We start from the raw sequence: 25816 nt of genomic DNA, 5'->3' as shown, positions 1-25816 counted from the left end.
CGGCCGGTGTATCTTCCGCATGAGACGAATCCTGCTGACTCTGGTGGTCCTCCTCGTTCCCGCGCTGACCCTGGCGGCGCCGGCCCGGGCGGGCGGCTGGGCGGTCACCTTCATGGACCCGGCCCCGGCGGATGTACAGCCGCACACCACCTACACGCTCGGCTTCTGGCTGCTCCAGCACGGCACGCATCCTTACGAGGGCGTCAACCTGGGTGAGGTCGGGCTGAAGTTCACCGACGGGAGCAAGGTCGTCCGGTTCTCCGGCGTGGAGCTGAGCGAGCCGGCCCACTACGCGGCGGCGATCTCGCTGCCACCCGGCACCTGGAAGGTGGAGGGCATCCAGGGATGGTTCGCCCCCTACGGAATCGGCACCCTCACCGTGCCGGGGCGACTGAAGATCGCCCCGATCCCGGAGGACCTCCGGCGGGCGATCGACAGCCAGACTCCACAGGAGAACTACTGGGGCGAGGTCCACCCTCCGGGCTTCAAGGCCGGCAGCGGCTCCGGCCGGCCCGTGGCCTCCCCTCCCCCTGCCGCCTCCCCGTCCCCCTCCCCGTCCCCCTCCCCGTCAGCCGCCCTGTCCGCGCCGGATGGATCCACCGGTTCCACGATCACCGCCACGGTCACGGAACCGGGCTCCTGGTGGCATCCGGCTTACGCGGTGGCCGCTCTTCTCGCCCTGGCGCTCATAGGGACCCTGACCTATCGCGTACGGCGGCGCTGACCGCACCTCCCGGGCGGCGAGGTCGGCGGCCTCGGCCGTGGCCGGTGGGACCCGGCCCTGGAATCGGTGCCCGGCTCGGGGGTATGGACCCCAGATGAGCATCCATGAGGAACTCCGCCAGGTCGAAGAGGATCTGAAGAGGCTGCGTACGGAGGTCGCCGAGCTGCGCGGGCAGGTCGGCGAACTCGGACCGACGGATCCCGCCGAACGGTCAGCGTTGATCAACATGGCCGATGAGCAGGAAGCCCTGGCCAACGAATTGGAGGGCAGGCGCGAAGGGCTACTCAGGCAGATCGGCGCCGGCAATCACATCGACTCCCCGGGCCCCTGACCCGGTCCGTCCGGATCCGGCACGGCGGGCCGTATTTCCGGACGACCGGTTATAGACGACCCCGGCTGGTAACGATAAGAACGGACCATCATCGGGGGGATGAAATGATCAACAAGCTTCACAAAATGGGCATAAAGTCAAGCACGATGTACGCGGCCGGAATCGCGTCGATCGGCCTGTCGGTCGTGGCATGGCTGAGCTCGGAGTCGTTTGAGCGCGCAGGGAGGGACCGGGCGGACCGGTGGGGGATCTTCATCGGCGAGTGGGCGCCGACGTTCTTCGCGATGGGGATCGCGCTCCGCCTCGAGGAGACACGTGCCGAGACCCGGGGGATAGGCGAGGAGAGGCTGGAGGAGACCTACACCGAGAGCAGGATTCCGTCCCGCGCCGGTGTCTGACCAGCCAGGCGGCCACGTGTGAGCCGGGTCGCGTCCCGGGGGAGGGACGCGACCCGCTCGCACGTCAGGCGTCGGCAGGCGGCCGCGGCCCCTTCCCGTCCGGCCCCCGCGCGGAAGCAGAGGGCCCCTGTTCAGGCGATAGGGACTGGCCAATCATCATGATCTAGTCAAATTCGGACGTTATCCCGCCCAAAAGTTGGCACAGCGTGTTGTCATACCGTGACTGACGGTAACGATCCCTGTGAATCGTACTGGCCTGGCCGCGACGGGACGTCGGCCTCCCGATCGTGGACCGTCCAGGAGGACGCACCTTCGGAAGGTTGCCGTGACCTTCGCGGCCTCCCGTCACAACGATCTCGGCAGGCCACCCATGGAGACAGGGACGTCAGGAGAACTTCGATGATCAAGCGCGGCAAGCCCACCAAGAACGGACAGGTCAAGATCACCTTCACCGTGCCGGCCGAGCAGCCCCTGAGGGGGATCTCAGTGGTCGGCGACTTCAACAACTGGGACCCCTACGCCCACCCGATGCAGCGAAAGGACAACGGCACCTACCAGGTGAGCCTGACCGTCCCGTCGCAGCAGCCCATCCGCTTCCGTTACCTGGCAGACGGCGGCGTGTGGTTCGACGACGCCGACGCCGACCACCACGACGAGCACGGCGGACACCTGAACCCGGTGGCCCGGTAGGACCACGGGCGCAGGCATCGCGGCGTCCGTCGCGCGAGGCTCGGCACCACGTCCGCCCGCGGCTCCGGCGGACCGCGCCGCGGGACGGAGTTCCGCCGTCTCCACGATCACCATTCGCCAGGACGGCCTCCCCCCTTCCTGTCCCCGTCCTGGCGACGGGGTCGCCCCCGCTCCGCCTGTCACGGCATGCGGCTTGGAGGACGTCGGAAGAGGCGATCACGTGGAGATGATCCTGGAGATCGCGGCTGTGATGTCGTCGATGCTCATGGGGTCGGGGTCGAGCGCGCTGTGGATGGCCAGGCCCTCGATGAGGGCGTCGAGGTAGCGGGCGGTGGCGGGGTCGAAGTGCCGCTGCAGGGCCTGCCTGCTCCGCGCCATCCAGGCCCTGGTCACCTCACGCAGGGCCGGGTCGCGGGCGGCCAGGGTGTAGAGCTCGTAGGTCAGCACCACGTCCCGGGGCGAGCCGAGAAGGTCTTCGGTGATGAGGGCGACGACGGCCTCCTGGGCCTGCTCGGCATCGGCGGCGGCGCGTAGCCGGGCGTCGAAACGGTCGGCGAAGCGGTCGGCGAGCCGGGTGAAGGCCAGGGTGAGCAGCTCGTCCATACCGGTGAAGTGGTAGGTCATCGATCCCAGCGGCACATTCGCGGCTTCGGCGATCTTGCGGTGGGAGGTGCCCGCGACCCCGTGGGCGGCGACGACCTCAAGGGTGACGTCGATGATCCGGTCCCGGCGGCCGGGGTCGAAGCGTCGAGCGGGCGGCGTCGGCCGCATCGCGGTCGTCTCCTCAGCCATCACAGATGGCGGATCACTCTGGCCGGAACGCCGACGGCCACCACGTTGTCCGGGATGTCGCCGGTGACGACGGCGCCGGCGCCGATGACGCTGTTGGCACCGATGGTGACGCCGGCCAGCACGATGACGCCGCCGCCCAGCCAGACGTTGTCGCCGATCACGATCGGTTCGGCCGCCTCCAGCTTGTTGCGCCGCTGCTCGGGGTCGAGAGGGTGGGTGGGGGTGAGCAACTGCACGTTCGGGCCGATCTGCACGTCGTCGCCGATGGTGATGGCGGCCACATCCAAGGCGACCAGGCCGTAGTTGGCGAAGGTGCCCGAGCCGACGGTGATGTGGGAGCCGTAGTCGACATACAGCGGCGGCTTGATGTGGGCGTCGGGGGCGATCGAGCCGAGCAGCTCCTCCAGGATGGGGCGCGCGGCCTCCTGGTCGCCGGCGTAGACCTCGCCGTAGCGGTGGGCCAGGGCGACGGCGCGCTTGGAGGCGGCCTCCAGCTCGGGATCGTCGGCGATGTAGAGGTCACCGGCCAGCATGCGCTCGCGGTTGGTGCGCGGATCTCCAACGAAGAGGTCAGTCATATGTACGATCGTACACTCTATATGTACGAACGTACGTAACGGGAGGGCGCCCTCCGGTAACACCTGACCCTCCGGCGCACAGGACACGGGACCCCGGAATTGCTTATATAAGTGCACACTCATATATTGATGCCATGCACGCGTTTGACGTTCTTGGCGATCCGGTACGGCGCCGGATCCTGGAGCTGCTCGCCGACGGCGAACACTCCGCCGGCCAGATCGGCGCCGTCGTGCAGGAGGAGTTCGGGATCTCCCAGCCCGGAGTGTCACAGCACCTGCGCGTGCTGCGCGAGAACGGCTTCGCGACCGTCCGGGCCGAGGGCACCCGGCGCCTGTACGCCGTCGACCCCGCACCGCTGCAGGAGGTCGACATCTGGCTGGAGCGCTACCGCCGGTTCTGGGACCGGAGCCTGGACGCCCTCTCCTTCCGGGGACACGGCCGGGGGCGACTGAGACCGGACAGCCACGGAGAGTGACCGATGTCGGCCGGCCGGAGAAGACCCGGCCGGCGACCTGTCTCCCACGACGGCCGCGTCCCCGGCCCGCCGCTCCTTCCGGAGCCGCGGACATCCTCGCTGCAGGCATTCGTCCGCGCCCGTTGAACTGCCCCATGTCAGGGGCGTACGGTGGTGGTAGTGGTTTCCGTCTCTGCACGGCTCCCCATAAGGGCGCTGTCTCCGACAGCCGTGGACAGCGGGGCATCATGACTCGACTTTCCGTTACGGTGAGCGACCATCCACGGTTCTCGGTGGTGTCACTCATCGGCGATCTCGACAAGGTATCGGCCCCACCGCTTGAGGAAGCGCTCGCGACACTGCTGACGCGAGGACACGTTCGGATCATCATCGATACGACCGACCTGGGGTTCTGCGACTCCACGGGCGTCTGGGTGCTCCTGGCGACCATGCGCCGCGCCTACGAGCAGAACGGCTGGCTCCGGCTGGCCGGGGTCAACGGGTTCCTCCGCCGCCTTCTGGAGATGACCCGGCTGGGCGAGGCGTTCCCCATCGACCGTGATGTGAACGAGTCGCTGCGGCAGGTCGCGGAGGAGAGAAGCGTCCCGGCCTCCCGGTGACCGCTGGCCCGGCGTCACCGGCCGTCTTCCTTCCCGGAACGGCGGGTGACGCCGGACCCGCGCCGGGGACACGGCCCCTCCGGGTGCGTGACCAGCCACTCCGTACCTCCTACTCTGATCGAACAGCTATGCCGATCCCGGGGGGAACCGAGGATGTCCCGCATCCGTATCACCATGGACAACGCCGCCCTGCGCGACGTGGCCATGCGCGCCGCCACCGGGAAGAGACCACGGTTCGACGACCGCACCACCCAGGTGGTGCAGCGTGTCATGGCCTCGCACAGCGGCGGCCCGGTCGACGAGGTGGACCGGGCACTCCGGGCGGCGCTGCTGCAGCTTCCCGGGATCCAGCAGTTCGACGGAGCGCAGATCCGCAGCTGGGCGACCCAGATCAGCCTCCGGCAGGACCCGCTGGCCGAGGCGTAGGCGGGCTCCGGCCGGGCCGGTTCATCTGCGCCGGAAGCCTAAACTCTCACCATGATTCGCCTCGCAACGCCGGACGACGTCCCGGCGATCATCCATATGATCCGTGAGCTCGCCGATTACGAGAAGGCGCTGGACAAGGTCGAGACCACCGCGGAGCAGCTGCACGAGACGCTTTTCGGCCCCTCCCCCAGCGTGTTCTGCCACATCGCCACCGACGGGGACGAGGTGGCCGGGTTCGCGCTCTGGTTCGTCTCCTACTCCACCTGGCGGGGCAGGCACGGAATCTACCTCGAAGACCTCTTCGTCCACCCCGGCCACCGGGGGCGGGGACACGGCAAGCAGCTCCTCGTCGAGCTCGCCCGCATCTGTGTGGAACGCGGTTACGGCCGGTTCGAATGGTCGGTCCTCGACTGGAACACCCCGTCCATCGAGTTCTACCAGTCGCTCGGCGCGGAGCCGCTCGACGAATGGATCATGTACCGGCTCACCGGACCGGCACTGGAGAAGCTCGCTGCGACGGAGACCCAGCGCTAGGCCGGCGGGTAACCATGTGTCCGGTTATCGGACCAGGCCGTACAGCAGGGCGATCCACATAGCCTCGGCCTCGCGGTCGTGCCAGCGGCCGGTCTCCTCGATCAGCCACAGGCCCTGCAGGCGCCGGGTACGGCGGATGAAACCGAGCCGGTCTTCCCGGCACAGCTCGTAGAAGACCGGCTCGCAGTCGCAGGTGCGCCGGATGACCTCGGCCTGGCTGTTCTCGCGCGGGGTCACCCAGGCCAGTCCCTCGCAGTGGGAGCGCGGGGCGGATACGTGCGGGCTCCGGCAACGGGGTGGGCCCTTCCACCGGGGAACCGGATTCACGGCCCCGCCAGCTGGAACCAGACCACCCGCCCGGCCGGGGTCTCGTGCCAGCCCCAGGCCGAGGCCAGCTCCTGGACCAGCCACAGCCCCCGTCCTCCGCCGCTGTCGAGGCTGACCTCGGCACAGAGCCGGGGGACGTATCCGGCCGATCCGGCGTCGATGACGTCGATATGGAGCGTTCCATTGTGGTTGGCGACGGCCACGGTGACCCGCCCACCGGGGACGCGGCCGGAGTCGGAGTGGCGCACCGCGTTGGTGACGAGCTCGCTGACGAGCAGCAGCGCGTCGTCGGCCTGGGCGTGCGCCGCGACCCGCAGCAGGTCGCGGACGTACTGCCGCGCCATGGGGACAGAGGCGACCTGTGCGGGTAAGCAGACCTGTCCCAGCAGGCCGAGCGCCTTCACCGCGCCACCCCCGCGACCCGCTCGACGACCTCCCGCACCCCGCCCCGGACACCCCGTTTGGGCCTTCTGTTCCAGGTGAACACCGCCGTACGGCCCCGCTGCGCCGTCGCCACCCTCGGCCGCCCCGGCGGCAGGAAGACCTCCATGCTCGGCCGCCGGTCGGGCGGGAGCCTGACCACCGAGTCGAACCCGAGATCGCTCAACTCCCAGGCCAGCTCCACCAACTCCCCACCCCACCCCCGAAGATCACACACCCTCATCCCTCGCCCGCCCTTCCACCTGTGATGTCTGGTCGCACAACGCCTGAGATGTATGTCGCCACGGCTGCTGGCGTTGCAACACCATCAGATAGTTCATCGCGTACGCTGAGTTAGCAAGCGATTCTGTAAAGTTACCGTTTGGTTCTTTCCGAGGTTCTCCTGCAACGGAGCGATTAGGGCGACACACTGTCCGTAGTCACCTTGGGAGGTTGGGATGGCAGGAGGGCACGGCCCTACCGTTCGACGTCGACGGCTGGCCGGCGAGCTACGCAGGTTGCGTGAGCGCGCAGCATTGACGATCGAGGAGGCCGCCGAGCGGGTCGGCTGGTCCACCGCAAAGGTCTCTCGGATCGAAACGGCTCGTGTCGGGATCACCTCTCCCGACCTCACCCGCCTGCTTGATCTGTACGAACTCGATGCGGGCAAGCGAACCGCCCTGCATGCGCTGGCGAGAACGGCACGCACCAGGGGATGGTGGGATGCCTATGCAGACTCCCTGCCCAGCGACTACGCGACCTACATCCAGCTTGAAGCAGAGGCGGCGTTCATCCGCGGCTTTGACAGCATGCTCGTGCACGGCCTACTCCAGAGCGAGGACTACGCTCGCGAAGTCATCCGCTCGGCCTTGATGGCCCTATCACCACCCGCAGAGGTCGAACGACGCATCGAGGTCCGTCTGACCCGCCAGAACCTTCTCTTGCGCGAAGAGAACCCGCTCCGATTCTGGACGGTGATCGACGAGGCTGTTCTTACTCGTCGGGTCGGCTCAGCAGAGACCATGCACAGCCAGTATGCCAAGCTCATCGAATTCGCCGACCGCGACAACGTCACGATCCAGATCCTGCCGTTCAACGCAGGGCCTCACCCTGCCACCGCTGGGACGTTCGCCATCATGGAGTTCCGCGAACCTTACGACCCTGACGTGGTGTACGTCGAAAGCATGACGAGTAGCCTGTACGTAGAAAAAGATACTGAAATGTACTGGTACACGCTCGCGTTTGACCACCTGCGAGCAGCGGCGCTCGGCCCCAACGAGTCGAAGGCACTGATTTCAGAGATGGCCGAGAAGTCATCCTGAGAAACAGCATGCACTTAAGCGGAAAGGCTGAGATTCGAAGTGGACGTATCTCGCATCGTATGGCGCAAGAGTAGCCGCAGTGGCAACGGCTCCAACTGCGTCGAAGTCGGCGTCTGGCACAAGAGCTCCCTCAGCGGGGCCGGCCAAGACTGCGTCGAGGTCACCCTCGCCGACACCTCTCACGCCGGAGCCGAGCCCAACCCGGACGCCGACCGCCTCTTCCTGGTCCGCGACTCCAAGGACCCCGACGGCCCGGTCCTGGCCTTCTCCCCCGCCGAATGGGACACCTTCCTCACCGCCATCAAGGACGGCTCCATCGCCGACCCGGCCTGACGGCCTAGCCATGCGCGACGAGATGCGCTGCGCGGGGGGCCGCTGCGGAGTAGGCCGCCGACCGGATCTCGCGCAGCCGTACCGCGCGTTAACTGACAGGACCCCGGGCTTCGCGCTGTCTCGATCAGTCGCAGCGCAGTCGATCGATGATCAGATCCTCTCCGAGAACTGACGCGACCGCGAGCCGGGACCTGCGCCAGCTCGCCAGCGTGGGCCTACTGGAAGCACGCGGAGAGAAGCGGGGACGTTACTCGGCGATCAGGAGGTGGACGGGTGCACGGACATGCCGTGCGCCTGCGCCAGGGCGCGATTCACGTCCATGAGCGGCAGACGGAGCACGAACCGTGCCCCTCGGGGGGAGTCCTCGATCGTGAGCGTCCCGTTGTTGGCCTTCGCGGTCTCGCGGCAGAAGGCGAGACCGAGACCGCTGCCCCCGGGGTCGCGGCGCCGTCCGTCCGCCAGGCGGACGAAGGGTTCGAAGACCCGTTCGCGGTCCTCGGGTGCGATGCCGTCGCCGTCGTCCTGCACGGTAACGACGGCCTGGTCACCTGCGCGTTCCACGGTGACATCGACGCGCGAGTTCGCGTGCCGTCGCGCGTTCGTCAGAAGGTTGTTCAGGACTCCCGTGACTGCCAGCCGAGTGCCGAAAACGGTCAGCTCATCGGTGGCGCGGAGCCGCACCGGCGTACCGCGGGACCGCCGACCAGCCACCTCCTCCCGCACAAGTGTGGTGAGGGCGAGCGGCTCAGGGGGCGCCGTGCCGGTGTTCTTGACCCGGGTGTACGCCAGCAACTCATCGATGATTCCCTGAAAGCGCTCTGTAGTGCGCAGGGCCGTACGCAGGGTCTCATGCGCGTCCACCTCATCGGGGTAGGTGAGCGCCTCCTCGATCTGGGTACGCAGGGCGGCGACCGGGGACCTGAGCTCGTGGGAGACCATGGAGGTGAAGCGGCGCTGACTGGTCATGACCTCCTCCAGTCGCTCGAACAACTTGTTGGAGGAGCGGGCGAGTCGTGCGATCTCGCTGTCACCGGGCGGCTGTGGCAGCCGCCGCAGGCTCAGGTCGCTGACCGTCATGTCGAGCTTCTTCTGGATCGCCTGCAGGGGACGCAGCGTGCGGCCCACCAGGCACCAGGTGCCATAGGCCACGATGACGGTGGCGAGCAGGATCCCTCCGGCGATCCAGGCCATGGCGATCTGGTGACTTCCGCCATGGATGCGCGTCTCGATCCTGTTCCGAACCGCGAAGTCGAGACCCGCGCCGACCAGCAGGAACAGTATCCCCACGCCGAGCGTGTAGCGGGCCTGGATGGAGTTCGGGCACGGCAGGTACGGCCATCTGGATCTCAAGGTGATCTCTCCTCTCGCCTCCGGTAAGCAGATGAGCAAACTTTACTTAATGTCCTGACTCGTTCAAACATCCTGTACAAAAAGGGCGCTAATTCATACTAAAAAAAGGCAAGAGCATTACCTTCTATGTGATCCGAGTTACGCTTGTTTATGAATCTTGCGGCCGGAATGTCAATATTTGTGTCCTCTGTCACGGCAGCTGTAGATCGTTAATCTGATGTGGCAGGTGACGGCGATCACATAGCTTTGACCTCCTCCCCGGCCTGAAGGCCGGGGATTCTCCCGTCGCGTCGCGGTTAAGCGGCGCGCGGGGGTTGACGCTTCACCGACCGGGTAACCCCGAGGTCTCCACGTCCTGACACCGCTGATCCGTCGGCGTTGTTGATGTTTATCGCGGCGTTGGTGTCGGCGTGGCCGACCCACCCACACGCGGGATTGACGCGGGCGAACACGGTTCCGTTGCGGCTGGCCGCATCGCGGTGGTCGCATCGGTGGCAGGTCTGTGAGGTGCCCGCGGCGGGGACCTTGATGACCTGTCCGCCCCGGTCGGTGGTCTTGTATTCGAGCAGGGTGACGGTCCGACCCCACGCCTCGCCGCTGATCGACCGGTTCAGGCCCGCCTTTTGGGCGACGTTCCTGCCCGGGGCTTCGATCGTGCCCTTGGCGGATGTGACCATGTTGAGGATGGCGAGTTTCTCCACCTTGATCACAGCGAACGTGTCGGCGAGTTCGGTGGTGGTCTGGTGCTGCCAGTCGACGGCCCTGCGCTTGGCTTTCGCGCGCAGCCGGGCGATCTGGTCGTAGGTGCGCTGCTCCCGCCCCGAGGGGCGGGTCTTCTTCGGCCGGGCCGCGCGCCGGCGGGCCGACGTCTTCTCCAACCGGCGCAGGTGCTCGCGCTCGCCGTGGGTCAGCCAGGAGCCGTGCTCGCGCATCGTCCCGTCCGACAGGGCCAGGGCGACGTTGACGCCCCGGTCGATCCCGACCTGCGGGCCCTGATGCGCGCAGGCGGGCGCGACCAGGGTTTCGGTGCGGAACACCAGGTGCCAGCCGTCGGCTTCCTTGATCAGGCGCCCGCCGGTCACTTTCCCCGCAGGAGAGTTCTTCCCGACGCCGGGCAGGTCTTGGGTCCACCGGAACCGGACCCGGCCCACCATCGGCAGGGTGACCGCGCCCCACCTGGCCGACAGGCGGACGATCCGCATGTTCCGGACCTGCGGCACGTCCACCGCCAAGCGGGGCCGCCTCTTCTTGGACTTGAAGGTGGGCCGCTGGGCGGGGTGATCGGGGTTGAAGAAGTTCTCCCACGCCTGCCGATACGTTTTCAGGACGGCTTGGGCGGCCTGGGCGGGCAGCACCGCCAGGAACGGGAGGTCCGCGCGGGCTTGGCGGATCGCCCGGTCGGCCTGGGCCAGGGTCGGCCTTCTGCCGGGGAAATGCGTCCAATAGGCGTGCAGGCAGTTCCACACGGTGATCGCGGCGGACGCCTGCTCGTCCAGGAGCGCGGACTGGGTGCAGGTCAGCTCCAGGCGGGCTTTATGCCCGCGCTGCTGCTTGACCGTCCCCTGCCCGCTCATGACCGTAATCCTATCTGATCTAGGATTGGGTTATGGCTGAATGCAGCGATATAAGGGCCGGTAGGCACTGTGTTTTCCTGCTCCACGCCCACTTGGTTTTCGTGACCAAGTTCCGGCATCGGATCTTCACCGACCCCCACCTGACCCGCATGGAAGAAATCATGAGGGACGTGTGCGCCGACTTCGAGACCGAGCTGGCCGAGTTCAACGGCGGAGTCAACCACGTCCACCTGCTGGTCGACTTCCCGCCCAAGGTCGCCCTGTCCAAGCTGGTCAACTCGCTGAAGGGCGTGGCGTCCCGGCGGATGCGACGAGAGTTCCCCGAGCTGGCCGCCCACTACTACCGGGGCAACAAGCTGTGGTCGGGCTCCTACTTCGCCGGGAGCGTCGGCGGCGCACCGTTGTCGATCGTGCGCCAGTACATCGAGCAGCAAAACCGCCCGGTCCAGAGCACGCTCGCGCCCTAGCGGGCGCTCACGCGCGGGCCTTCACCCCCGGGCTGAAGCCCGGAGCACTAGCCCGCATTCCGGTAGCCCGTCTGTCGGATGGTCACCCTCCATGTTCGTCGTCACAAACGATCATGATGTTGGTGGCCGTTCCCATACCCGCGGGCGCCCCCAGGGATCACTGCCCCCGAGATCCCGAGCTACAGCTGCCGTATCTGAGACGGCTAGCGGATTGGATCACAACGACGTTCCGACCAACCGCCTGAGTTCTGTCTCGACGAGAACAGTGTCAGTCGTGGTGTCCGCACATTGCTGAGCGGTCTGGGCTATACCTTCGGTGACCATTCGTTGGCGAAGGTCTCCATCTGCTTGATCACGAGGTCTATCGCCGCACGTTCCTGCTCCGGCGGGTAGTCGAACTTCGCCAGCAGACGGCGGACGCGGGTGCGCAGTTTGGCGCGTACCGGCTCGCGGGAGAGCCAGTCGACGCTCAGGTTCTTGCGGATGTCGGTGACCAGCGCGCGGGCGATCTCCGCGAGGGTGTCGTCGCCCATGAGGGCCTTCGCGAGACCGTGGTTCGCCACGGCGTCGTAGAAGGCGAGTTCGGCGTGGTTGAGCGGAGGGTCGAAGCGCTCGCCGCGCCGGGCGTCTTCGGAGACCTCCTTGGCCATGGCGACCAGTTCGGCGATCATCTCCGCGCTGGTGAGCTGCTGCCGCATGTAGCGGAGCATCAGGTCTTCGAGGCGCTCGGTGAAGCTCTCCCGGCGGACGATGTTGTGCCGGGTCACCTCGCGCATCTTCTGCTCGATCAATCGGCGCAGAGCCTCGGCCGTGAGGTGCGGTGTCTCGGAGTTCTGGAGTTCGCGCAGGCGCTCGTCATTGAGATGGGTGATGTCGAGTCTGCCAAGGCCGGCTTCGGCGTACAGATCGGTGATCCCGTCGGCCTCAACGACGGAAGCCGCGAGCTGGGAGAGGTAGACGTTGACCTCGGAGGCCAACGGTTTGCCGCTGGCCTCGCGATCCGCGGCGTCCAACTGCACCATCCAGGCGCGCACCTCGCTGAAGAAGGCGATGTCCTTGCGCCAGGTCTGGAGGTCGTCGAAGCGCTCCGAGATCTCCCTGCTCATCGCGCACAGCCGGTAGAAGCGCTCCAGCCGCGTGGCGCTCTCCCGGAAGCGCACGCCGAGCGTCTTGGCGCCGGGCTCCACCTGGTTGCCGGGGGTGCGCGGGTCGCGCAGATGGTTGGCTGTCAGGCGCCGGGCACGCACGTACGGCCGAGGTGTGGAGGTGTCGACGAGCAGCGCCCGCCAGTCGACACCGGCGAGCAGACCGCAGATGGTGGAGTATTCGTTGCGGACCTCGGTGATGGCCCGTTCGATGTCCCTGCCCAGCGTCTGATCCTGCCGGTCGTTCGGAGAATATTCGGCGAGGGCCTTCTTCAGGTTCTCGGTGAGCGGCGCATAGCCGACGAGCAGGCCGTCCTGCTTGCCCCGGAAGCGGCGGTTGACCCGGGCCAGGGCCTGCATCAGGTTCGCCCCCTGCATGGGACGGTCCATGTAGAGGGTGTGGATCGGCGGGGCGTCGTAGCCGGTGAGCAGCATGGAGTGGACGATGAGCAGCTCCAGCTCGTCCTCGACGTCCTTCGCCCGCGCTTGGACGATCTTGTGCCCGGAGGGACGCAGGGCATGTTTTTTCAGATGCCCCGGGTCACTGGGAACGCTGTGAAAGACGATCTTCATCTTGCCCTTGGTCGGGTCTTCGTCCGCCCAGTCGGGCCGTAGCCCGGCGAGGGCGTCGTAGACCCTGACGCAGACCTCCCGGGTGACACAGACGATCATAGCCTTGCCTGACTCCCCGATCTGCGGACGCATCAACTCCGAACGTCTGTCCCAGTGCGCCAGCAAGTCCTCGGCGAGGGTCTTTATCCGGTCGGGCGCGCCGTACACGTTGGTCATCTGCGCGGCGTACTGCATGGCCCGGCGGCGCTCGGCATCGTCCATGTCCGCGGTCAGGTCGTCTGCCTGCTGGTCGATGGTCTCCGGGTCCACATCCGGGGGCAGCGAGACCGGGATGAGCCGCGGCTCGTGATAGACCCGGACCGTCGCTCCGTCATCCACGGCCCGCTTCAGGTCATAGACGTCGATGTAGTCCTTGCCCCCGCCGAAGACCTCGCGGGTGTTGGCATCCGCCTTGGAGATGGGCGTGCCGGTGAAGGCGAGGAGCGTGGCGTACGGCAGAGCCTCCCGCAGGCGGCGGGCGTAGCCGTTGAGGTTGTCGTAGTGGCTGCGGTGTGCCTCGTCGACGATGACCAGGATGTTGCGCCGGTCGGATAGGAGGGGATGGTCCGCGCCGGAATCCTTCTCCTCCTTGGTCCGGCCGAACTTCTGCAGGGTGGTGAAGACGATGCCGCCGGTCCGGCGGTTGGTCAGCTCCGCGCGGAGCTCCTCACGGGTCTGGACCTGGATCGGGGTCTGGCCGAGGAGGACCTGACTGTCCTGGAAGGTGCCGAAGAGCTGGTCGTCGAGGTCGGTGCGGTCGGTGACGACGACGATGGTGGGGTTGTTGAGCGCGGGATGGCGGGAGGTCAGCGCGCTGGTGCAGACCATCTCCTCGGACTTTCCGGAGCCCTGCGTATGCCAGATCACCCCGGCCTGCCCGTTGCTTCGGGACGCCTCGACGATCGCCTCGACAGCTTTCTGGACGGCGTAGAACTGGTGCGGTTTCGCGATGCGCTTGCCCTGGGGCGTGAAGTTGACGAAGTCTCGGGTGAAGGAGAGGAACCGCGGCTGGGTGAACAGGCCGTTCAGGGCGACGAACAGCGCCTCCGGCCCGTCGTGGTCGAACGCGTTGGTGTCCACGGGGGCGCCCTCCTCATCCACGTTCCAGGGCGCGAAGTGCTCATATGCGGTGAACGGCGTGCCGTACTTGGCGGTGATCCCGTCGGAGATCAGGCAGAGCACGTTGTAGCGGAACGCGATGGGAAACTCGTCGACGTAGGTGCTCAGCTGGGCGTGCGCGTCCTTGAGCGTGGCGTGCTCGTCGGCGGCGCTCTTCAGCTCGATGACGGCGAGCGGCAGGCCGTTGACGTAGAGGACGACGTCGAAGCGTCGCTTACGCTCACCGTCGATGACGGTGACCTGGTTGACGGCGTGGTAGGTGTTCGCGTCCGGGTTGCGCAGATCGACGAGGCGGATGGTGGGGGTGTGCTCCGCGCCGAACTCGTCGGTGTAGGTGACGGCCCGGATGCCGGAGGTCAGATACTCGTGGGCAAGCCGGTTCTCGGGGAGCGCGTCGAGGGACTTGGGCGTGGTGATGATACTGAGAGCCTCGCCTACGGCGGTGGGGGGCAGGGCGGGATTCAGCCGCTCGATCGCCACACGCAGCTCGCCGTAGAGGATCAAGTCGTCCCACGTCGCACGGCTGCCAGAGCCGGGGGCGATGTCCTTGCCGGCCCTGGGCTCCCAGGCGAGCTCGGCGAGCTCCTCCAGGGCGAGCTGCTCCCAGATGGACTCGGTCATCTTGCCGTCGTGCTTGTCGGTCGTCATAAGGCGTCCTCGACAATCCGCTCCGCATCACGGACGCGGAGTCGACCGGACATGAGTTGGGGGAGGAGGGTGTCACGCAGGGCCGCGAGTAAGAGGGATTCCTGCTCTGCGGCGAGGGCGCGGCCCCAGAGAGGCCCGAGTTTGGCATCAAGCAGAGACAGGAGTTCGGCAGTGGGCACTTGAACTGGTTCATCGAGATGGCGGCGCTGAATGTGCCCCATCGTGGTGGCCTTATCGGCGGCGATCCCGCGGAACTCGGTTAACTTCAACCTCACTAGCTCGAATGCCAGCCACAGCGGCGTACCGGTTTTGGGGATAACCTTGAAGATATGCTGGTTGATAATGGCTTCAGGCCGATACCAGCGAGCCACTGTAAGTGATCCAGACCAGGCAAAGAGAACATCGCCAGGGCGTGCTAGGTGCCGATCGGGAACGTCAATTTCATTGTAGACGGTGGAGGGACCGGGTCCGGAGTTAATTTCCGCGATGCGAATCACCATGCGTCCGCGTCCGGTTGCATCCTTAGTAAAGGCACGGCCGTTGACAAATTCTGCCACTTGAGAGAGCGGCTTCTCGTTGAATCGTTCAGAGAACGCACTGAGCGCACCAGCGAATGATGCCATCAAGAGTTCGTCGCTTGTCGCTGCGATGCGCTCGTTGACCGTGATCTTGTCGTCCAATGCCCCGAGCACTGCCGTAACTGCCTCTTGCTGATAAATGGATGGCAGAGGGATCTCTTCAGTCTCAGCGAAACGCGTGTATTGGAATCGGGCGACGCCCGTGTGCTGGATTTGATGAACCCACATGCCGCCACTATTGTAAAGATTTTGTAGGTACCAATACACATACCCGGGATTTGCTAATTTCGGATTCACTCTTAGGAAGCGTGCAAAGCTGGCGCAAGTTACCGGACCGAAGAAGAGGTTCAGGATGTTCTGAGTAATGAGTAGCGTGCGTCCTGTAGGACGGTCACGAGATCCGCCAGCCGTCTCTATAAGGATGTCGTTCGGCTCCAAGGTGCGGCGGCCGATAGTCTTATCGGACAGATACCTGAGAGGAACACTCTCGCTTTTTCCCGCCCTTACGTCCGAGAAATCAGTTCCGCGAATAACGTGAACTGGAGTATGGCCGTCTACTGGCTCCCCCTTTCCCCAGTCTCCATCCTTTGTAGTAATCAACAGATTGCGAAGGAGAGCGGAATTCATCTCAGCCACCGATCTTCCTCAAGTGCCCCTGGACAACCGACTCCAGCCGCGTCGACTCCTCGAAGTGCTCGAACAGTTCCTTCGTCAGCCGCATGATCCGTTCCTCCACCGGTTCCGCGTCCGGGTCCTCCTCGACCTCGGCCGCGCCGACGTAGCGTCCCGGCGTCAAAATGAAGTCGTGTTCGCGGATCTCATTCAGCGTCGCGGAGTAGCAGAAGCCGGCCACGTCCTCGTACTTCAGGCCCTTCGCCTTGGCGGACTCTGTTCCGCGCCAGGCGTGGTAGATGTCGGCGATTTTGGCGAGGTCGTCGTCCGTCAGGATGCGCTCGGTGCGGTCGATCATCGCGCCGAGGTTCCGGGCGTCGACGAACAGCACCTCACCGCGCCGCTCGGTGAGCGCCCTCGCGCCCTGCGGGGTCTTGTCCTTGGTCAGGAACCAGAGACAGACCGGGATCGCCGTGGTGCGGAAGAGGTTGCCGGGCAGCGCCACCATGCACGCCACCAGGTCGGCCTCGACCAGCGCCGCGCGGATCTCGCCCTCGCCCGACTGCTTGGAGGCCATCGACCCGTTCGACAGCACCACGCCCGCGCTGCCGCGCTCACCCAGCTTGGAAACGACGTGCTGGAGCCAGGCGTAGTTGGCGCTGGACTGCGGCGGGACGCCGTACCTCCACCGCTTGTCATCTGTCTTCCGTGCCCAAACCTTCAGGTTGAACGGCGGGTTGGCCATGACGAAGTCGGCCTTGAGGTCAGGCAGCTTGTCCTCAGCGAAGGTGTCGGCCCAGCGGTCGCCGACGCCCTTGGGGTCCATGCCGTGGATGGCGAGGTTCATCTTCGCCAGCCGCCAGGTGCGCTCGTTGGCCTCCTGCCCGTACACCGCGATGTCGTTGGTGTGGTCACGGCCCGCGTGCGCGGTGACGAACTTGCCGGCCTGGACGAACATGCCGCCCGAGCCACAGCACGGGTCATACACCCGTCCCTCGTACGGCTCCAGCACCTCCACCAGCAGCCGCACCACGCACGCGGGGGTGTAGAACTCCCCGGCGAGCCTGCCCTCGGCGCGACCGAACCGCTCCAGGAAGTATTCGTAGGTCTCACCGAGCACGTCCTGCGCCGGGCGATCGCCGTGGCCGGTGAAGCGGGCGTCGCTGATCAGGTCGACGAGCTCCTTGAGACGCTTCTTGTCGACGTTGTCCCGGTTGAAGATCTTGGGGAGGACACCGGTGAGGGGCGGGTTCTCCTTCATGATTGCGTCCATGGCGTCGTCGAGGAGCGCGCCGACGCCGTCCACCGCGCTCTGCGCGTTCTCCGAGATGTGGTCCCAGCGGGCGGACTGTGGGACCCAGAAGACGTTCTTCTCGGTGTACTCATCCCGCTCCTCCAGGAACTCCGCCCGGCGGTGCTCGGGGAGCTCGGCCAGCTCCGGGTCCGCGGCGAGTTCGGCGCGGCGCTCGGCGAAGGCGTCGGAGACGTACTTGAGGAAGACCAGGCCGAGGACGAACTCCTTGTACTGGGCGGCGTCCATGGAGCCGCGGAGCTTGTCCGCCGCCTTCCACAGGATGTCCTGGATCTCCTTGGTAGTGGACATGCCGAGCAGTTCGCCCTGGCCGGGCGTCGCTCGTTTGCGCGGGGGCATCGTTTCTCTTCTCCGTAGGGGGTTGGGAGTCGTGAAGGGTCAGGGGTCGTCGATGGTGAGGGTGCCGTCGGCGAAGCCGGCGACCGCCAGGCGACGGATCTCGGTGAGCACGTCGTCCTGTGCGTGCAGCAGCTCCTGCCGCTGCTCGATGTCGGCGAGGAAGGCATCGAAACGCGCGACGTCCGCCGGGTCCAGATCCGGGACGGCGAGGTCCTCGATCCGCCGGGCGGGCCGTATCGCGCCGGGACTACGGCCGGTGTTCCTGGCCGCGCCGAGCAGGGCAGCCAGGACGCGGGGGGCGAACGGGCGTTCGGCGTCGGGGATGACGCGCAGGACGCGGGCGGGGAACACGACGACGGAGAAGCCGTCGTGGTCGACCATCAGGCCGAACCGGGGCGCGGTGGTGTAGACGATGTCGCCGGGCTCGGTGAAGGCGGCGTGCTCATACGAGGCAAAGACGGCGCGGTCAATGCGTCGTGCGCCAACCGGACCGTCGCCGCAGATCTCCTCGGGGCCGAGCACGGTGTGGTGCCCGTCGGGCACCACGTGTCGCGCGTTGATGCGGTGGCCTTTGACCTTCACGACGCGTCGCGTCGCAATGAGCGCCGTCACCGTGGTGGAGGCGGGCCGGTTGCCGGTGCGCTTGACGACATTGACCCGCAGGGGACCGTGGTCGTCGGCGTGCTGCCGGGCGTGCTCGCTACCCCGTTCCAGTCTTCCCTCGGCATCGGCGATCAGCGCGGGGCGTTCGGTCACCGTACGAGCCAGGACCTGGGAGAGAGGCGGCCCCGGAGGGGTGAGCGGGCCGTCGAACTCCGCGTCGAGCTGCGCGACGGAGACGATGCGTCCGTAGCGGGGATCGTGCCCGTCGGGGCGGCGGCCTTCGGCCCGCCAGATCAGGATGTCCTCGGCCAGCCGCGTGCGCACCTGCTCGTTCAGGGGTTCGGCGCTGATGTCGGCAAGTAGAACGTGTCCGCGTGCGGCCGGGATCGGGTCGCGGGTGAGGATCCACAGCGCACAGCGGTAGCCGGGCCGGTACGGGGTCACGCCGCCGGGGAGATTGACGACGGCCTCGACGACACCGCTGCGCAGCAGGGCGGAGCGGAGCTGGGCCTCTTCGGTGCCGGGCAGCGCGTCGACGAGCGCGTCGGCGGGGCCAAGCACGAGAGCGGTGCAGCCCGGCCCCAGCAGGTCACCGACCCTCTCGACGCCTTCCAGCGCGGCGAGTTTCGAACGGGTCTCCCCTGCCTGGTAGGGAAGCTGGGTGACGATCAGGTCCGGGTCCGCCAACCCTTCCTCCAGCTCGCTGCCGATCTGGACGTCGAGATCGAGCTCCTCGACACCGCTGAGCAGCAGCCGGCGACGGACAAGGCGGGCGAGCCGGCCGTCACGCTCCGCGGCCAGGGCACGTGTTGTCGAAGGGTCGTCCACGGCATGTACGACTGCCGCCAGGAGGTCTCCCGCCTGGGCGTGAGGGTCGGCGACGGTGATCTGTTCGCGCCGCTCCACGATGGACCGGGGGTCGACGATCTGGACGAGAAGTTCCCGGAGGTCGGCGGTGAGGGCGTCGGCGGTGAGTTCGGTGAGGCCGAGGCGTGCCCGTAAGTCCAGGAGCCGCTCATATGCGCCCCCGTTGGTATAGGCGGCCTCTATCAGGTCTTCGGCGAGGTGCGCCAGCACGACAGCTGAACTGTCGGCGGCCCGCAGCTCACGCAGGACAAAGTCGTCCTCGGGGTCCATCCGTTCGGCCCGATGTCGGATTGCGTCCCACGCCTCATGAGAATTTATATGCCTATTGTCGGCTTTGTTATAGATTAGAGGTTTTTCGTCGAGATGGCGCAGACAGAGCAGGCTGCCGACGATCTCGACCAGACGTCGCGCACCAAACCAGTCTGCATGGGCCGCAATGACATAAAGGGCTAATTCCGCCTGAAGTTGGACAGGGTCCGCCTTACCCAACCCTGTGGCGAGCAGCCACTCGACCACCTCCCGGCCATGGAACCACCGCTGCCCGGCGCTCTCGACGACAGTGACGGGGAAGTCCTTGTACCGACGAGACCAGTTGGAAACTACAGAGCGTTGGACCCGGGCCATAACCGCAATTTCGGACATCGAGATCAGTGGGACATCGGGGGTCTCCGAGAGGGGGGACGGCCTGTACGCCATGCGGGTTCTCCCTCCCGTGGCAATTGCCCGACTTTGACTTTGCACACCATACGACCAGAAAGGAGAACCAGGCTAGATTTTATTGACAAGGGGGGATATCAGTAATTCCTCTGACAGAGCGCACGAACCGTGTCACTCTCGACTCACACCACCCCAGCACTCCTACGGGCCTCGCGAAATCTCGCGGGGCCTTAGCCGTCCCCTGTCGAGAGGGAGCCGAACGATGACCCTGACCATGCCGACCACCACCGTCGAGGGAATCCAGCTGACCGTGATCCCGTTCCGCCCGGACGCGGCGATCGGCACGATGGGGCTGCCGACGCTGCTCCAGCTCGTGCCCTCCCCCAGGACGGAGGAGGACAAGCGGGCGCTGAAGTACGCTCCTGGTGCCCTCCGCCGACACGCCGAGCTCCGCGGCCTGGTGCAGCGGATGCTGAAGTCCACCCAGAAGGGCCGGAATGTCACCGCGTACGCGGCCTACATCGCCTCCGGCCTCAAGGGCGAGTACGGCTCCGGCTGGTCCACTCCCCCCATCACACTCTGGCTGGACGGACAGCCCGGCGCGGTCGGCGACGAGCTGATCTCCGGCACCGGCATCCGCACCATCACGATGGTCGCGGGCTTGCCTGTGGTGGCCATCGACGGGGAGACCCAGCTCACCGCCTGGCACGAGCTGTACGACAACCCGGAGCGCTTCGGGATCACCTACGAGCGGCTGAGCACGGTCCGGGTGCCGTTCGAGCTGTATTTCGGACTGGGTGTCGAGGACGCCCGGCAGATCTTCTACGACCGCAACGTCGAGGGGGTGCCGGTCGCCAAGAACCTGGCGATGTCCATGGACCAGCGCGACATCGGCACCCAGATCGCGCACCGCGTCGCCAACGCGGTCAAGGTCGACCACGATGGGAAGATCGTGCCGTTCACCAAGCTGGTTCAGTCCCGCAAGCGGCAGCTCACCAAGACCGACCCGGAGCTCATCACCCTCTCCGCCCTGCGGGTGCTGGTGATCACCGCGCTGCACGGGCGGACCGGCCTCGGACTGTCCTCCGCCACCGTGCACGAGAGCGACCTGCCCAAGGGAGTCACCGCCGAGCAGGTCGAACGCCGGCTCGTCCCCCTGCTGTCGGCACTCATCACCCGCCTGTACACGCACTTCGCCACGCGCAGCGCCGTCTCCGCGCCGGCCGTACTCGCCGGGATCGGCATCGCCGCGCACCAGGCCACCGGCTGGGCGACCTCAGGCCGGCAGCTGAGCGAGGAGGAACTGGCCGAACTGCTGGACTCGGTGCGCTGGGAGCGCGAGGCCCGCTACTGGGACGGCGTCGCCGCCAGCGCGAACGCCCAGGGGACCCTCAACTTCGGCGGCGGAGCCAAGGACTCCGGCGGGCGCGTCGCCGATGCCCTGCTGCACCCCGACACCGAGCACGGCCGCAAGATCCGCGGCTGGTAGTCGATGCCGTGAAGGGTTCGGGTCACGCCGTCTTCCCGGTGTAACCCGGACCGGCCATCCGTTCAACTCTCGCTGCAACATGCAGCCAGCCATCGCTCTGGCGACCGCACATAGAGCACCACGTATCAGTCCACCCTCACGAACAACACATCCAGTCCTGCAATGGCTCAACCACGGCCTGAACGAGCGGACTGGCCTCCCCCAGCACCATTCCTACCTCCATGAGGAGATCGACATGAACAACGACCACGAGATGATCGCTCCCGATTCCATCGACGAGAAAACCGCTCCTCGGACGAGGCGCAGCACGCTGTATCTGCTCCAGGACATCGCGGCCGTCCCCGATGACCTGCACGAGGCGTTGAACCTCAAGTACCAGGAAGAGCACAACTTCATGATCCAGGAAGTAGGTATCGGTCCCGTCCGTGGGCTGCTCTACACCGGGGTGATCGGCGGAGGCCGCCCTCCTGAGTGGGTCGAGGCGGTGCACCGGCTCACCGCTGCCCGTCCCTCGGTGGAGAACCGGACGGCGGCGGGGGCGCTGCTCGTCCCCGCCGAGGGCAAGGTGTTCGCCATCACCTACGGTATGGGGCATCTCCTTCTCGACCCGTCCCATGTGACGCCCGGCTTCGGTTTCGGGTTCGCTCTCAGGACGCTCAAGCCGGACGCTGTTCGCCAGGTCACCCACAGCATGATGGACGCGCGTGGACGGACCGACCGGAACTCTGCGGCTCAGGACCAGCACATCCGTGCTTTCGCCATCGAAGAGTACGGCGAAGTCGTCAGCCGCCTCGCCGGCAAGATAGGAGAGATCTCGCTCACCCTGAACAAGGGGCGCAAGCAGTCCGTGCAGATCGCCGGCACCGACGCCCTCAAGATCCATCTGGGGACCGCACCGAAGGAGCTGCTTTCGGACCTGGCCGAGATCAATCGGATCGCCACCAAGGCATCGCCCGCCCCTGCGTTCGATGTCATCGCCCGCGTTCGGCCGCTCAAGTCCGACGACAGCCGCCGGGCTGAACTCGACCGGCGTCTCGACGAACTGCTGGGCGACCCGTCGCTCGGCAGCATCGCGCTGACGGCCCCCACGGCCTGTCTGGACGAAGCGGAGAGCGCCGCGTCGCACTGGGTCAAGATCGGTCCACGGAGGGAGTCCGTTCACGACCTCGACCTGGACCACGTGCTGGCGAAGACGCAGAGCCTACGAGAGGGAAAGCGGCTGACCGCGCTGACCAAGGGACACATCCAGCTGTGCCGGGACGAGACAGGCCAGGAGATCGCCAGCGCCAAGATCCCGGCACACAAGTGGCTGGCGGCCGAGGTGGCACTCGGGACGAGCCGCTTCTTCTACCACGAGGGGCGTTGGTACGAGGTCGGCGACCGGCATCTGGAAAGCATCCGAGAGCAGGTCCGTGAACTTCTTGCCGCCTCCGCCGGAGGCTCGCTGATCAACTGGACCTCCGACCTCAAGGACGAGGAGGCCTACAACAAGGCGGCAGCAGGCGCGAGCGGATTCGTCTGCATGGACAGAAAGCTCATCACCACCGAGCAGCACCCACGGGGTTTCGAGTCCTGCGACCTGTTCGGCAGGGAGAACGAGCTCATCCACGTCAAGCGCGCCGAGTCGACCGCGCCGCTGAACCATCTCTTCGCGCAGGGCCGCGTCTCCGCTGATGCCCTGCGTCTGGACAGTTCGGCCCGCCAGAAGTTCCTCAAGAAGGTGAGGGAGCGGGACCCCGGCCACCCTGTCAAGGACGATTTCATGCCCAAGAAGGTGATCTATGCGATCTCACTCAAGAGTGGGAAGCCCCTGACCGTCGACAACCTGTTCACCTTCGCGCAGGTGTCGCTCCTGCAAGCCGCCTCGGCCCTCCGCGTCGTGGGCATCGACGTTACCGTTGTCAACATCCCCACGGTGTCTCCCTGAAGCACGCTCCCGCAGCCCGGCCGTCTATGACGGCCGGGATCCGAAGGTCGGCCCGTGGGCTCGGCCGTTCTGGCGGGTGACGCGGCGCTGTTGCAGGTAGAGCACGACCGACAGCAGCGCCCCGACAAGCACGAGAGTCAGAGCAAGCAGGTAGACGGGCAGATAGCGGCTGTCGAACATGGACCAGCGGTCGTCGACCTCGCGCGTGTTGATGCCGAGGAACGCGAGCACCAGACCGACCGGCACGGCGACCGTGGACACGAATCCGATCGCCACGGTCCAGCGGAGCCGCCGGTCCTCATCCGCCCGCCGTTCGAGACTCTCGATGGCTGTCAGCTCGGCACCGATCGCGCGCTCCAGGCGGCGGAGCATACGGGCGACGGTCTCGGCCTTGTCCAACAGGCCCATCGCGGCGTACAAAGCGTCGTGGTAACCGACCACACGGAGCGACGGCACGAGCAGGCCGAGATCCGCCGTCGCTTCGACGCTGTAGCTTAGTTCGAGCTCGATGTCGCCGAGCTGGTCGCTCAGCCGTTCCAGGGTCTTGCGCCGGACCTGAGTTCCCTGATGCGCACGGTTTCCCGCGCGGAAGGTGGCCACCGCGGAGTAGGCCACCGACCGGATCTCGCGCAGTCGTGCCGCGCTCGCCACGCCTTGAACCGCCGACAGGAAGACGGTGTTCTCCACGTAGTCCTGCTGACCACACAGGACGCTGACGTACGGCCCGACTGCGGCCACCGTGTCCGGTCGCCGGTTCAGCTCGACCGGATAGGTGATCGAGCTGAACTGCTTCCGGTAGGGCAGATCACTCCGGTAGATCACCCGCTGGACGATGTCGTCGCACTTGGCTGCGGAGATCGCCGGCCCGAAGGCGATCTGGTGCCGCTCAGGAAAGAACACCCCCTCCGTACCGAGTGCTTCAGCGGCCAGCGCCGTAACGGATCGGCCTCCGACCTTCGCATCGAGGTAGTAGCAGTCCTCAAGCAGGTCGACGGCGGCGGCCATCGCGCATCGTACGTCCAGGCTGAGCACCGCCACGATCTGCTTAGAGGGGACGGCGAGCAGCCAGAGCCGGGCGCTGGTCAGCAAGCGGGGACGGCGCCAGCGCCGGAAGGCGATCTTCTCGTGGTCGAGGACGATCCGGTGTACCACCTTCGGTAGTTGCGCGGCGGAGCCGGTGAAATACTCCTCCAGCCTGCCCAGCCGCAGATGCTCGCCGGGCAGCGCCGTGTCGGTCTCCTCGGGGAGATGCCAGGGGGTCGCGTAGATGTTGGTCAGCCGCAGGCAGTCACGCTGCGCGGGCGGGTCGAAAAGTCCTTTGCTGTTGGCGCGCCGCTTAGAACGGATGCCATACAACGTCGCGGTCTCCCTCTCGAAGGGACCCGACCCGGAGCGCGAACTCCTCGGCGATGCGCGAATCTTCGCCGACATTCTGCATGAGCCAGGTCGTCATGGTCAGTTCACGAACGTCCCGAAGAACCGTGTAACCCGTCCAACTCCGCACGTCAAACCCGTAGGCATTGCAGAACGCCCGATATCGCGCATCCGGCAAGCCGAAACGTTCTCCGGCCATCGATGTCGGAATGAGATCCCACTCCCGTGGCCCCAGTGCCACGACCTCGAAGTCCAGCAGAACGACGTCCTGACTGGCCCGGAGCAGATTTCCTAGGTGCGCGTCCCCGTGAATCGGCCCGTACGGCAGGGCGAACTCCAGCTCGGCATACCGCTTCACCAGCTCACGGCACCGTGCCCGGAGGAACTCCGTGTCCTCTTCCCTTACGGCTTTCGCCGCATCGAGCCGGGGCTCCACCTGGTAGAGCGGGTCGAACTCGGGAAGCTCGCATGGTGGATCTCCGGCGGCATGGAATCGGCGGATTAGTCCCGCCAGGTCACCAAGGGCCGGCGACGGCTCGGCGGGGATGATGGCCTCCCAGAAGGAGACGGGATAACCGTCGATGCAAACTGGCTGGGCAACTCCGGGATGTGCCTGGATCGCCGGCACACCGGACGCCTGCAACCAACCGGCGACACACAACTCCTTCTCCACGGCCGGAAGCCGCTCCTGGCCACGCGCAATCCGCACGACGACACCCTCGGCCGCGAGCCGGTAGATGGCGTTCTCGCCCAGCCGTAACAGCTCGGCTCCCGCCGGATCGAACCCCACCGCATGGCAAGCGGATCTCATAACATCGGTGAGCGTTTCCGGGGTGAAATCGGCCTCCATGAGATCAGCCTCACTCGGCCCCGCAACGCCGTCAAACCATGATGGTCATGTATCGGCTCACTGAACCGATACTGGAAAACCGGCCGCGTCCACGGAGGTGGCGTACGGCCTCTCATCCGGGCTGGGCCGTAACCGGCACACGTGACGACGCCCGGTGACGGTGCGCTGTCCGCGGCGTAGCCTTCGGCGCTGAGGGAGTCGAGTGGCTGTGAGTCCCCGTGGGTCACCCTGACCAACTCCCCGGAGATCGGTGCGCGCGAAGTTTCCTGCGAGAAAGCGTTGACGATCTAGCCGGATGTAAGTAATTTCCATGCAATGGCGTGACCTTGCATGACATTTTCCT

The 25816-nt window shown here is 66.3% G+C and carries 26 protein-coding genes; 13 read left to right on the top strand and 13 right to left on the bottom strand.

Going from position 1 to position 25816, the window contains the following annotated elements:
- Positions 1–19 precede the first annotated feature (19 nt).
- The 4 genes from ACIN94_RS18960 to ACIN94_RS18945 all read left to right on the top strand — a co-directional run bounded on the left by ACIN94_RS18960 (position 20) and on the right by ACIN94_RS18945 (position 2143).
- Complete coding sequence (locus ACIN94_RS18960) at positions 20–724, top strand: hypothetical protein (RefSeq protein ID WP_400707547.1); 705 nt, start codon at positions 20–22, stop codon at positions 722–724.
- Between the two features lie 94 nt (positions 725–818).
- The gene (locus ACIN94_RS18955; protein WP_400707544.1) at positions 819–1055 is read left to right on the top strand and encodes a hypothetical protein; all 237 of its coding nucleotides are present in this window, start codon (positions 819–821) and stop codon (positions 1053–1055) included.
- A 125-nt stretch (positions 1056–1180) separates the two neighbouring features.
- On the top strand, positions 1181–1453 hold the full coding sequence (locus ACIN94_RS18950; protein ID WP_400707541.1) for a hypothetical protein: 273 nt from the start codon (positions 1181–1183) through the stop codon (positions 1451–1453).
- 399 nt (positions 1454–1852) lie between these two features.
- Positions 1853–2143, top strand: coding sequence for an isoamylase early set domain-containing protein (locus ACIN94_RS18945; RefSeq protein ID WP_400707538.1), 291 nt, complete (start codon positions 1853–1855; stop codon positions 2141–2143).
- A 216-nt stretch (positions 2144–2359) separates the two neighbouring features.
- Here the strand turns inward: ACIN94_RS18945 and ACIN94_RS18940 are convergent, their stop codons facing one another.
- A complete protein-coding gene (locus ACIN94_RS18940; protein ID WP_400707535.1) occupies positions 2360–2914 on the bottom strand; it encodes a TetR/AcrR family transcriptional regulator in 555 nt (184 codons plus the stop codon).
- A 20-nt stretch (positions 2915–2934) separates the two neighbouring features.
- Positions 2935–3513 carry a sugar O-acetyltransferase gene (locus ACIN94_RS18935; protein ID WP_400707532.1) on the bottom strand — a complete coding sequence of 193 codons (579 nt, stop codon included), beginning with the start codon at positions 3511–3513 and terminating at the stop codon, positions 2935–2937.
- Positions 3514–3647: 134 nt separating this feature from the next.
- On the opposite strand from ACIN94_RS18935, the gene ACIN94_RS18930 reads away from it, so the two are divergent.
- The 4 genes from ACIN94_RS18930 to ACIN94_RS18915 all read left to right on the top strand — a co-directional run bounded on the left by ACIN94_RS18930 (position 3648) and on the right by ACIN94_RS18915 (position 5548).
- Complete coding sequence (locus tag ACIN94_RS18930; protein ID WP_400707529.1) at positions 3648–3989, top strand: ArsR/SmtB family transcription factor; 342 nt, start codon at positions 3648–3650, stop codon at positions 3987–3989.
- Between the two features lie 248 nt (positions 3990–4237).
- Positions 4238–4588 carry an STAS domain-containing protein gene (locus tag ACIN94_RS18925; RefSeq protein WP_400707526.1) on the top strand — a complete coding sequence of 117 codons (351 nt, stop codon included), beginning with the start codon at positions 4238–4240 and terminating at the stop codon, positions 4586–4588.
- Between the two features lie 153 nt (positions 4589–4741).
- Positions 4742–5014: a hypothetical protein gene (locus ACIN94_RS18920; RefSeq protein WP_400707523.1), complete on the top strand. Its 273-nt coding sequence runs from the start codon at positions 4742–4744 to the stop codon at positions 5012–5014.
- Between the two features lie 51 nt (positions 5015–5065).
- Entirely contained in the window at positions 5066–5548 is a 483-nt protein-coding gene (locus tag ACIN94_RS18915) for a GNAT family N-acetyltransferase (RefSeq protein WP_400707520.1), read from the top strand.
- Between the two features lie 24 nt (positions 5549–5572).
- Here ACIN94_RS18915 and ACIN94_RS18910 read toward each other — a convergent pair whose 3' ends face one another.
- The 3 genes from ACIN94_RS18910 to ACIN94_RS18900 form a co-directional block, all read right to left on the bottom strand.
- Complete coding sequence (locus ACIN94_RS18910) at positions 5573–5785, bottom strand: hypothetical protein (protein WP_400707517.1); 213 nt, start codon at positions 5783–5785, stop codon at positions 5573–5575.
- 86 nt (positions 5786–5871) lie between these two features.
- Positions 5872–6279: an ATP-binding protein gene (locus ACIN94_RS18905; RefSeq protein WP_400707514.1), complete on the bottom strand. Its 408-nt coding sequence runs from the start codon at positions 6277–6279 to the stop codon at positions 5872–5874.
- Positions 6276–6533, bottom strand: coding sequence for a hypothetical protein (locus tag ACIN94_RS18900; RefSeq protein ID WP_400707511.1), 258 nt, complete (start codon positions 6531–6533; stop codon positions 6276–6278). Before ACIN94_RS18900 ends, ACIN94_RS18905 begins: the two co-directional genes overlap by 4 nt.
- Positions 6534–6753: 220 nt before the next feature.
- Here ACIN94_RS18900 and ACIN94_RS18895 point away from each other — a divergent pair, with 220 nt between their 5' ends.
- Complete coding sequence (locus ACIN94_RS18895) at positions 6754–7617, top strand: helix-turn-helix domain-containing protein (protein WP_400707508.1); 864 nt, start codon at positions 6754–6756, stop codon at positions 7615–7617.
- A gap of 39 nt (positions 7618–7656) precedes the next feature.
- A complete protein-coding gene (locus tag ACIN94_RS18890) occupies positions 7657–7950 on the top strand; it encodes a DUF397 domain-containing protein (protein WP_400707505.1) in 294 nt (97 codons plus the stop codon).
- A 258-nt stretch (positions 7951–8208) separates the two neighbouring features.
- On the opposite strand, the gene ACIN94_RS18885 is transcribed toward ACIN94_RS18890, so the two are convergent.
- Entirely contained in the window at positions 8209–9300 is a 1092-nt protein-coding gene (locus ACIN94_RS18885) for a sensor histidine kinase (RefSeq protein WP_400707502.1), read from the bottom strand.
- Between the two features lie 296 nt (positions 9301–9596).
- Positions 9597–10874, bottom strand: coding sequence for an RNA-guided endonuclease InsQ/TnpB family protein (locus tag ACIN94_RS18880; protein ID WP_400707499.1), 1278 nt, complete (start codon positions 10872–10874; stop codon positions 9597–9599).
- 32 nt (positions 10875–10906) lie between these two features.
- Here ACIN94_RS18880 and tnpA point away from each other — a divergent pair, with 32 nt between their 5' ends.
- Complete coding sequence (tnpA, locus tag ACIN94_RS18875) at positions 10907–11341, top strand: IS200/IS605 family transposase (protein ID WP_400707496.1); 435 nt, start codon at positions 10907–10909, stop codon at positions 11339–11341.
- A gap of 305 nt (positions 11342–11646) precedes the next feature.
- Here tnpA and ACIN94_RS18870 read toward each other — a convergent pair whose 3' ends face one another.
- The 4 genes from ACIN94_RS18870 to ACIN94_RS18855 are packed head-to-tail and all read right to left on the bottom strand — an operon-like array spanning position 11647 to position 19446.
- Positions 11647–14865, bottom strand: a complete 3219-nt coding sequence (locus ACIN94_RS18870) for a type I restriction endonuclease subunit R (RefSeq protein ID WP_400707493.1) — start codon at positions 14863–14865, stop codon at positions 11647–11649.
- Positions 14862–16079, bottom strand: coding sequence for a hypothetical protein (locus ACIN94_RS18865; protein ID WP_400707490.1), 1218 nt, complete (start codon positions 16077–16079; stop codon positions 14862–14864). The genes ACIN94_RS18870 and ACIN94_RS18865 overlap by 4 nt, the downstream gene beginning before the upstream one ends.
- Positions 16072–17706 carry a type I restriction-modification system subunit M gene (locus ACIN94_RS18860; protein WP_400707487.1) on the bottom strand — a complete coding sequence of 545 codons (1635 nt, stop codon included), beginning with the start codon at positions 17704–17706 and terminating at the stop codon, positions 16072–16074. Before ACIN94_RS18860 ends, ACIN94_RS18865 begins: the two co-directional genes overlap by 8 nt.
- Positions 17707–17745: 39 nt before the next feature.
- Entirely contained in the window at positions 17746–19446 is a 1701-nt protein-coding gene (locus tag ACIN94_RS18855; protein ID WP_400707484.1) for a hypothetical protein, read from the bottom strand.
- A 649-nt stretch (positions 19447–20095) separates the two neighbouring features.
- On the opposite strand from ACIN94_RS18855, the gene ACIN94_RS18850 reads away from it, so the two are divergent.
- Together ACIN94_RS18850 and ACIN94_RS18845 are read left to right on the top strand one after the other, a co-directional pair.
- Positions 20096–21322 carry a DNA sulfur modification protein DndB gene (locus tag ACIN94_RS18850; RefSeq protein WP_400707481.1) on the top strand — a complete coding sequence of 409 codons (1227 nt, stop codon included), beginning with the start codon at positions 20096–20098 and terminating at the stop codon, positions 21320–21322.
- A 235-nt stretch (positions 21323–21557) separates the two neighbouring features.
- On the top strand, positions 21558–23249 hold the full coding sequence (locus ACIN94_RS18845) for a DUF6119 family protein (protein WP_400707478.1): 1692 nt from the start codon (positions 21558–21560) through the stop codon (positions 23247–23249).
- Positions 23250–23273: 24 nt separating this feature from the next.
- Here the strand turns inward: ACIN94_RS18845 and ACIN94_RS18840 are convergent, their stop codons facing one another.
- Together ACIN94_RS18840 and ACIN94_RS18835 are read right to left on the bottom strand one after the other, a co-directional pair.
- Entirely contained in the window at positions 23274–24605 is a 1332-nt protein-coding gene (locus ACIN94_RS18840) for a hypothetical protein (protein ID WP_400707475.1), read from the bottom strand.
- Complete coding sequence (locus tag ACIN94_RS18835; RefSeq protein ID WP_400707472.1) at positions 24586–25473, bottom strand: phosphotransferase enzyme family protein; 888 nt, start codon at positions 25471–25473, stop codon at positions 24586–24588. Before ACIN94_RS18835 ends, ACIN94_RS18840 begins: the two co-directional genes overlap by 20 nt.
- Positions 25474–25816 lie beyond the last annotated feature (343 nt).

Source organism: Streptosporangium sp. NPDC087985 (assembly GCF_044741965.1).
Classification (GTDB): Bacteria; Actinomycetota; Actinomycetes; order Streptosporangiales; family Streptosporangiaceae; genus Streptosporangium.
Note: the sequence above shows the minus strand (reverse complement) of the source record. Positions and strands in the feature narration are given on the sequence as shown.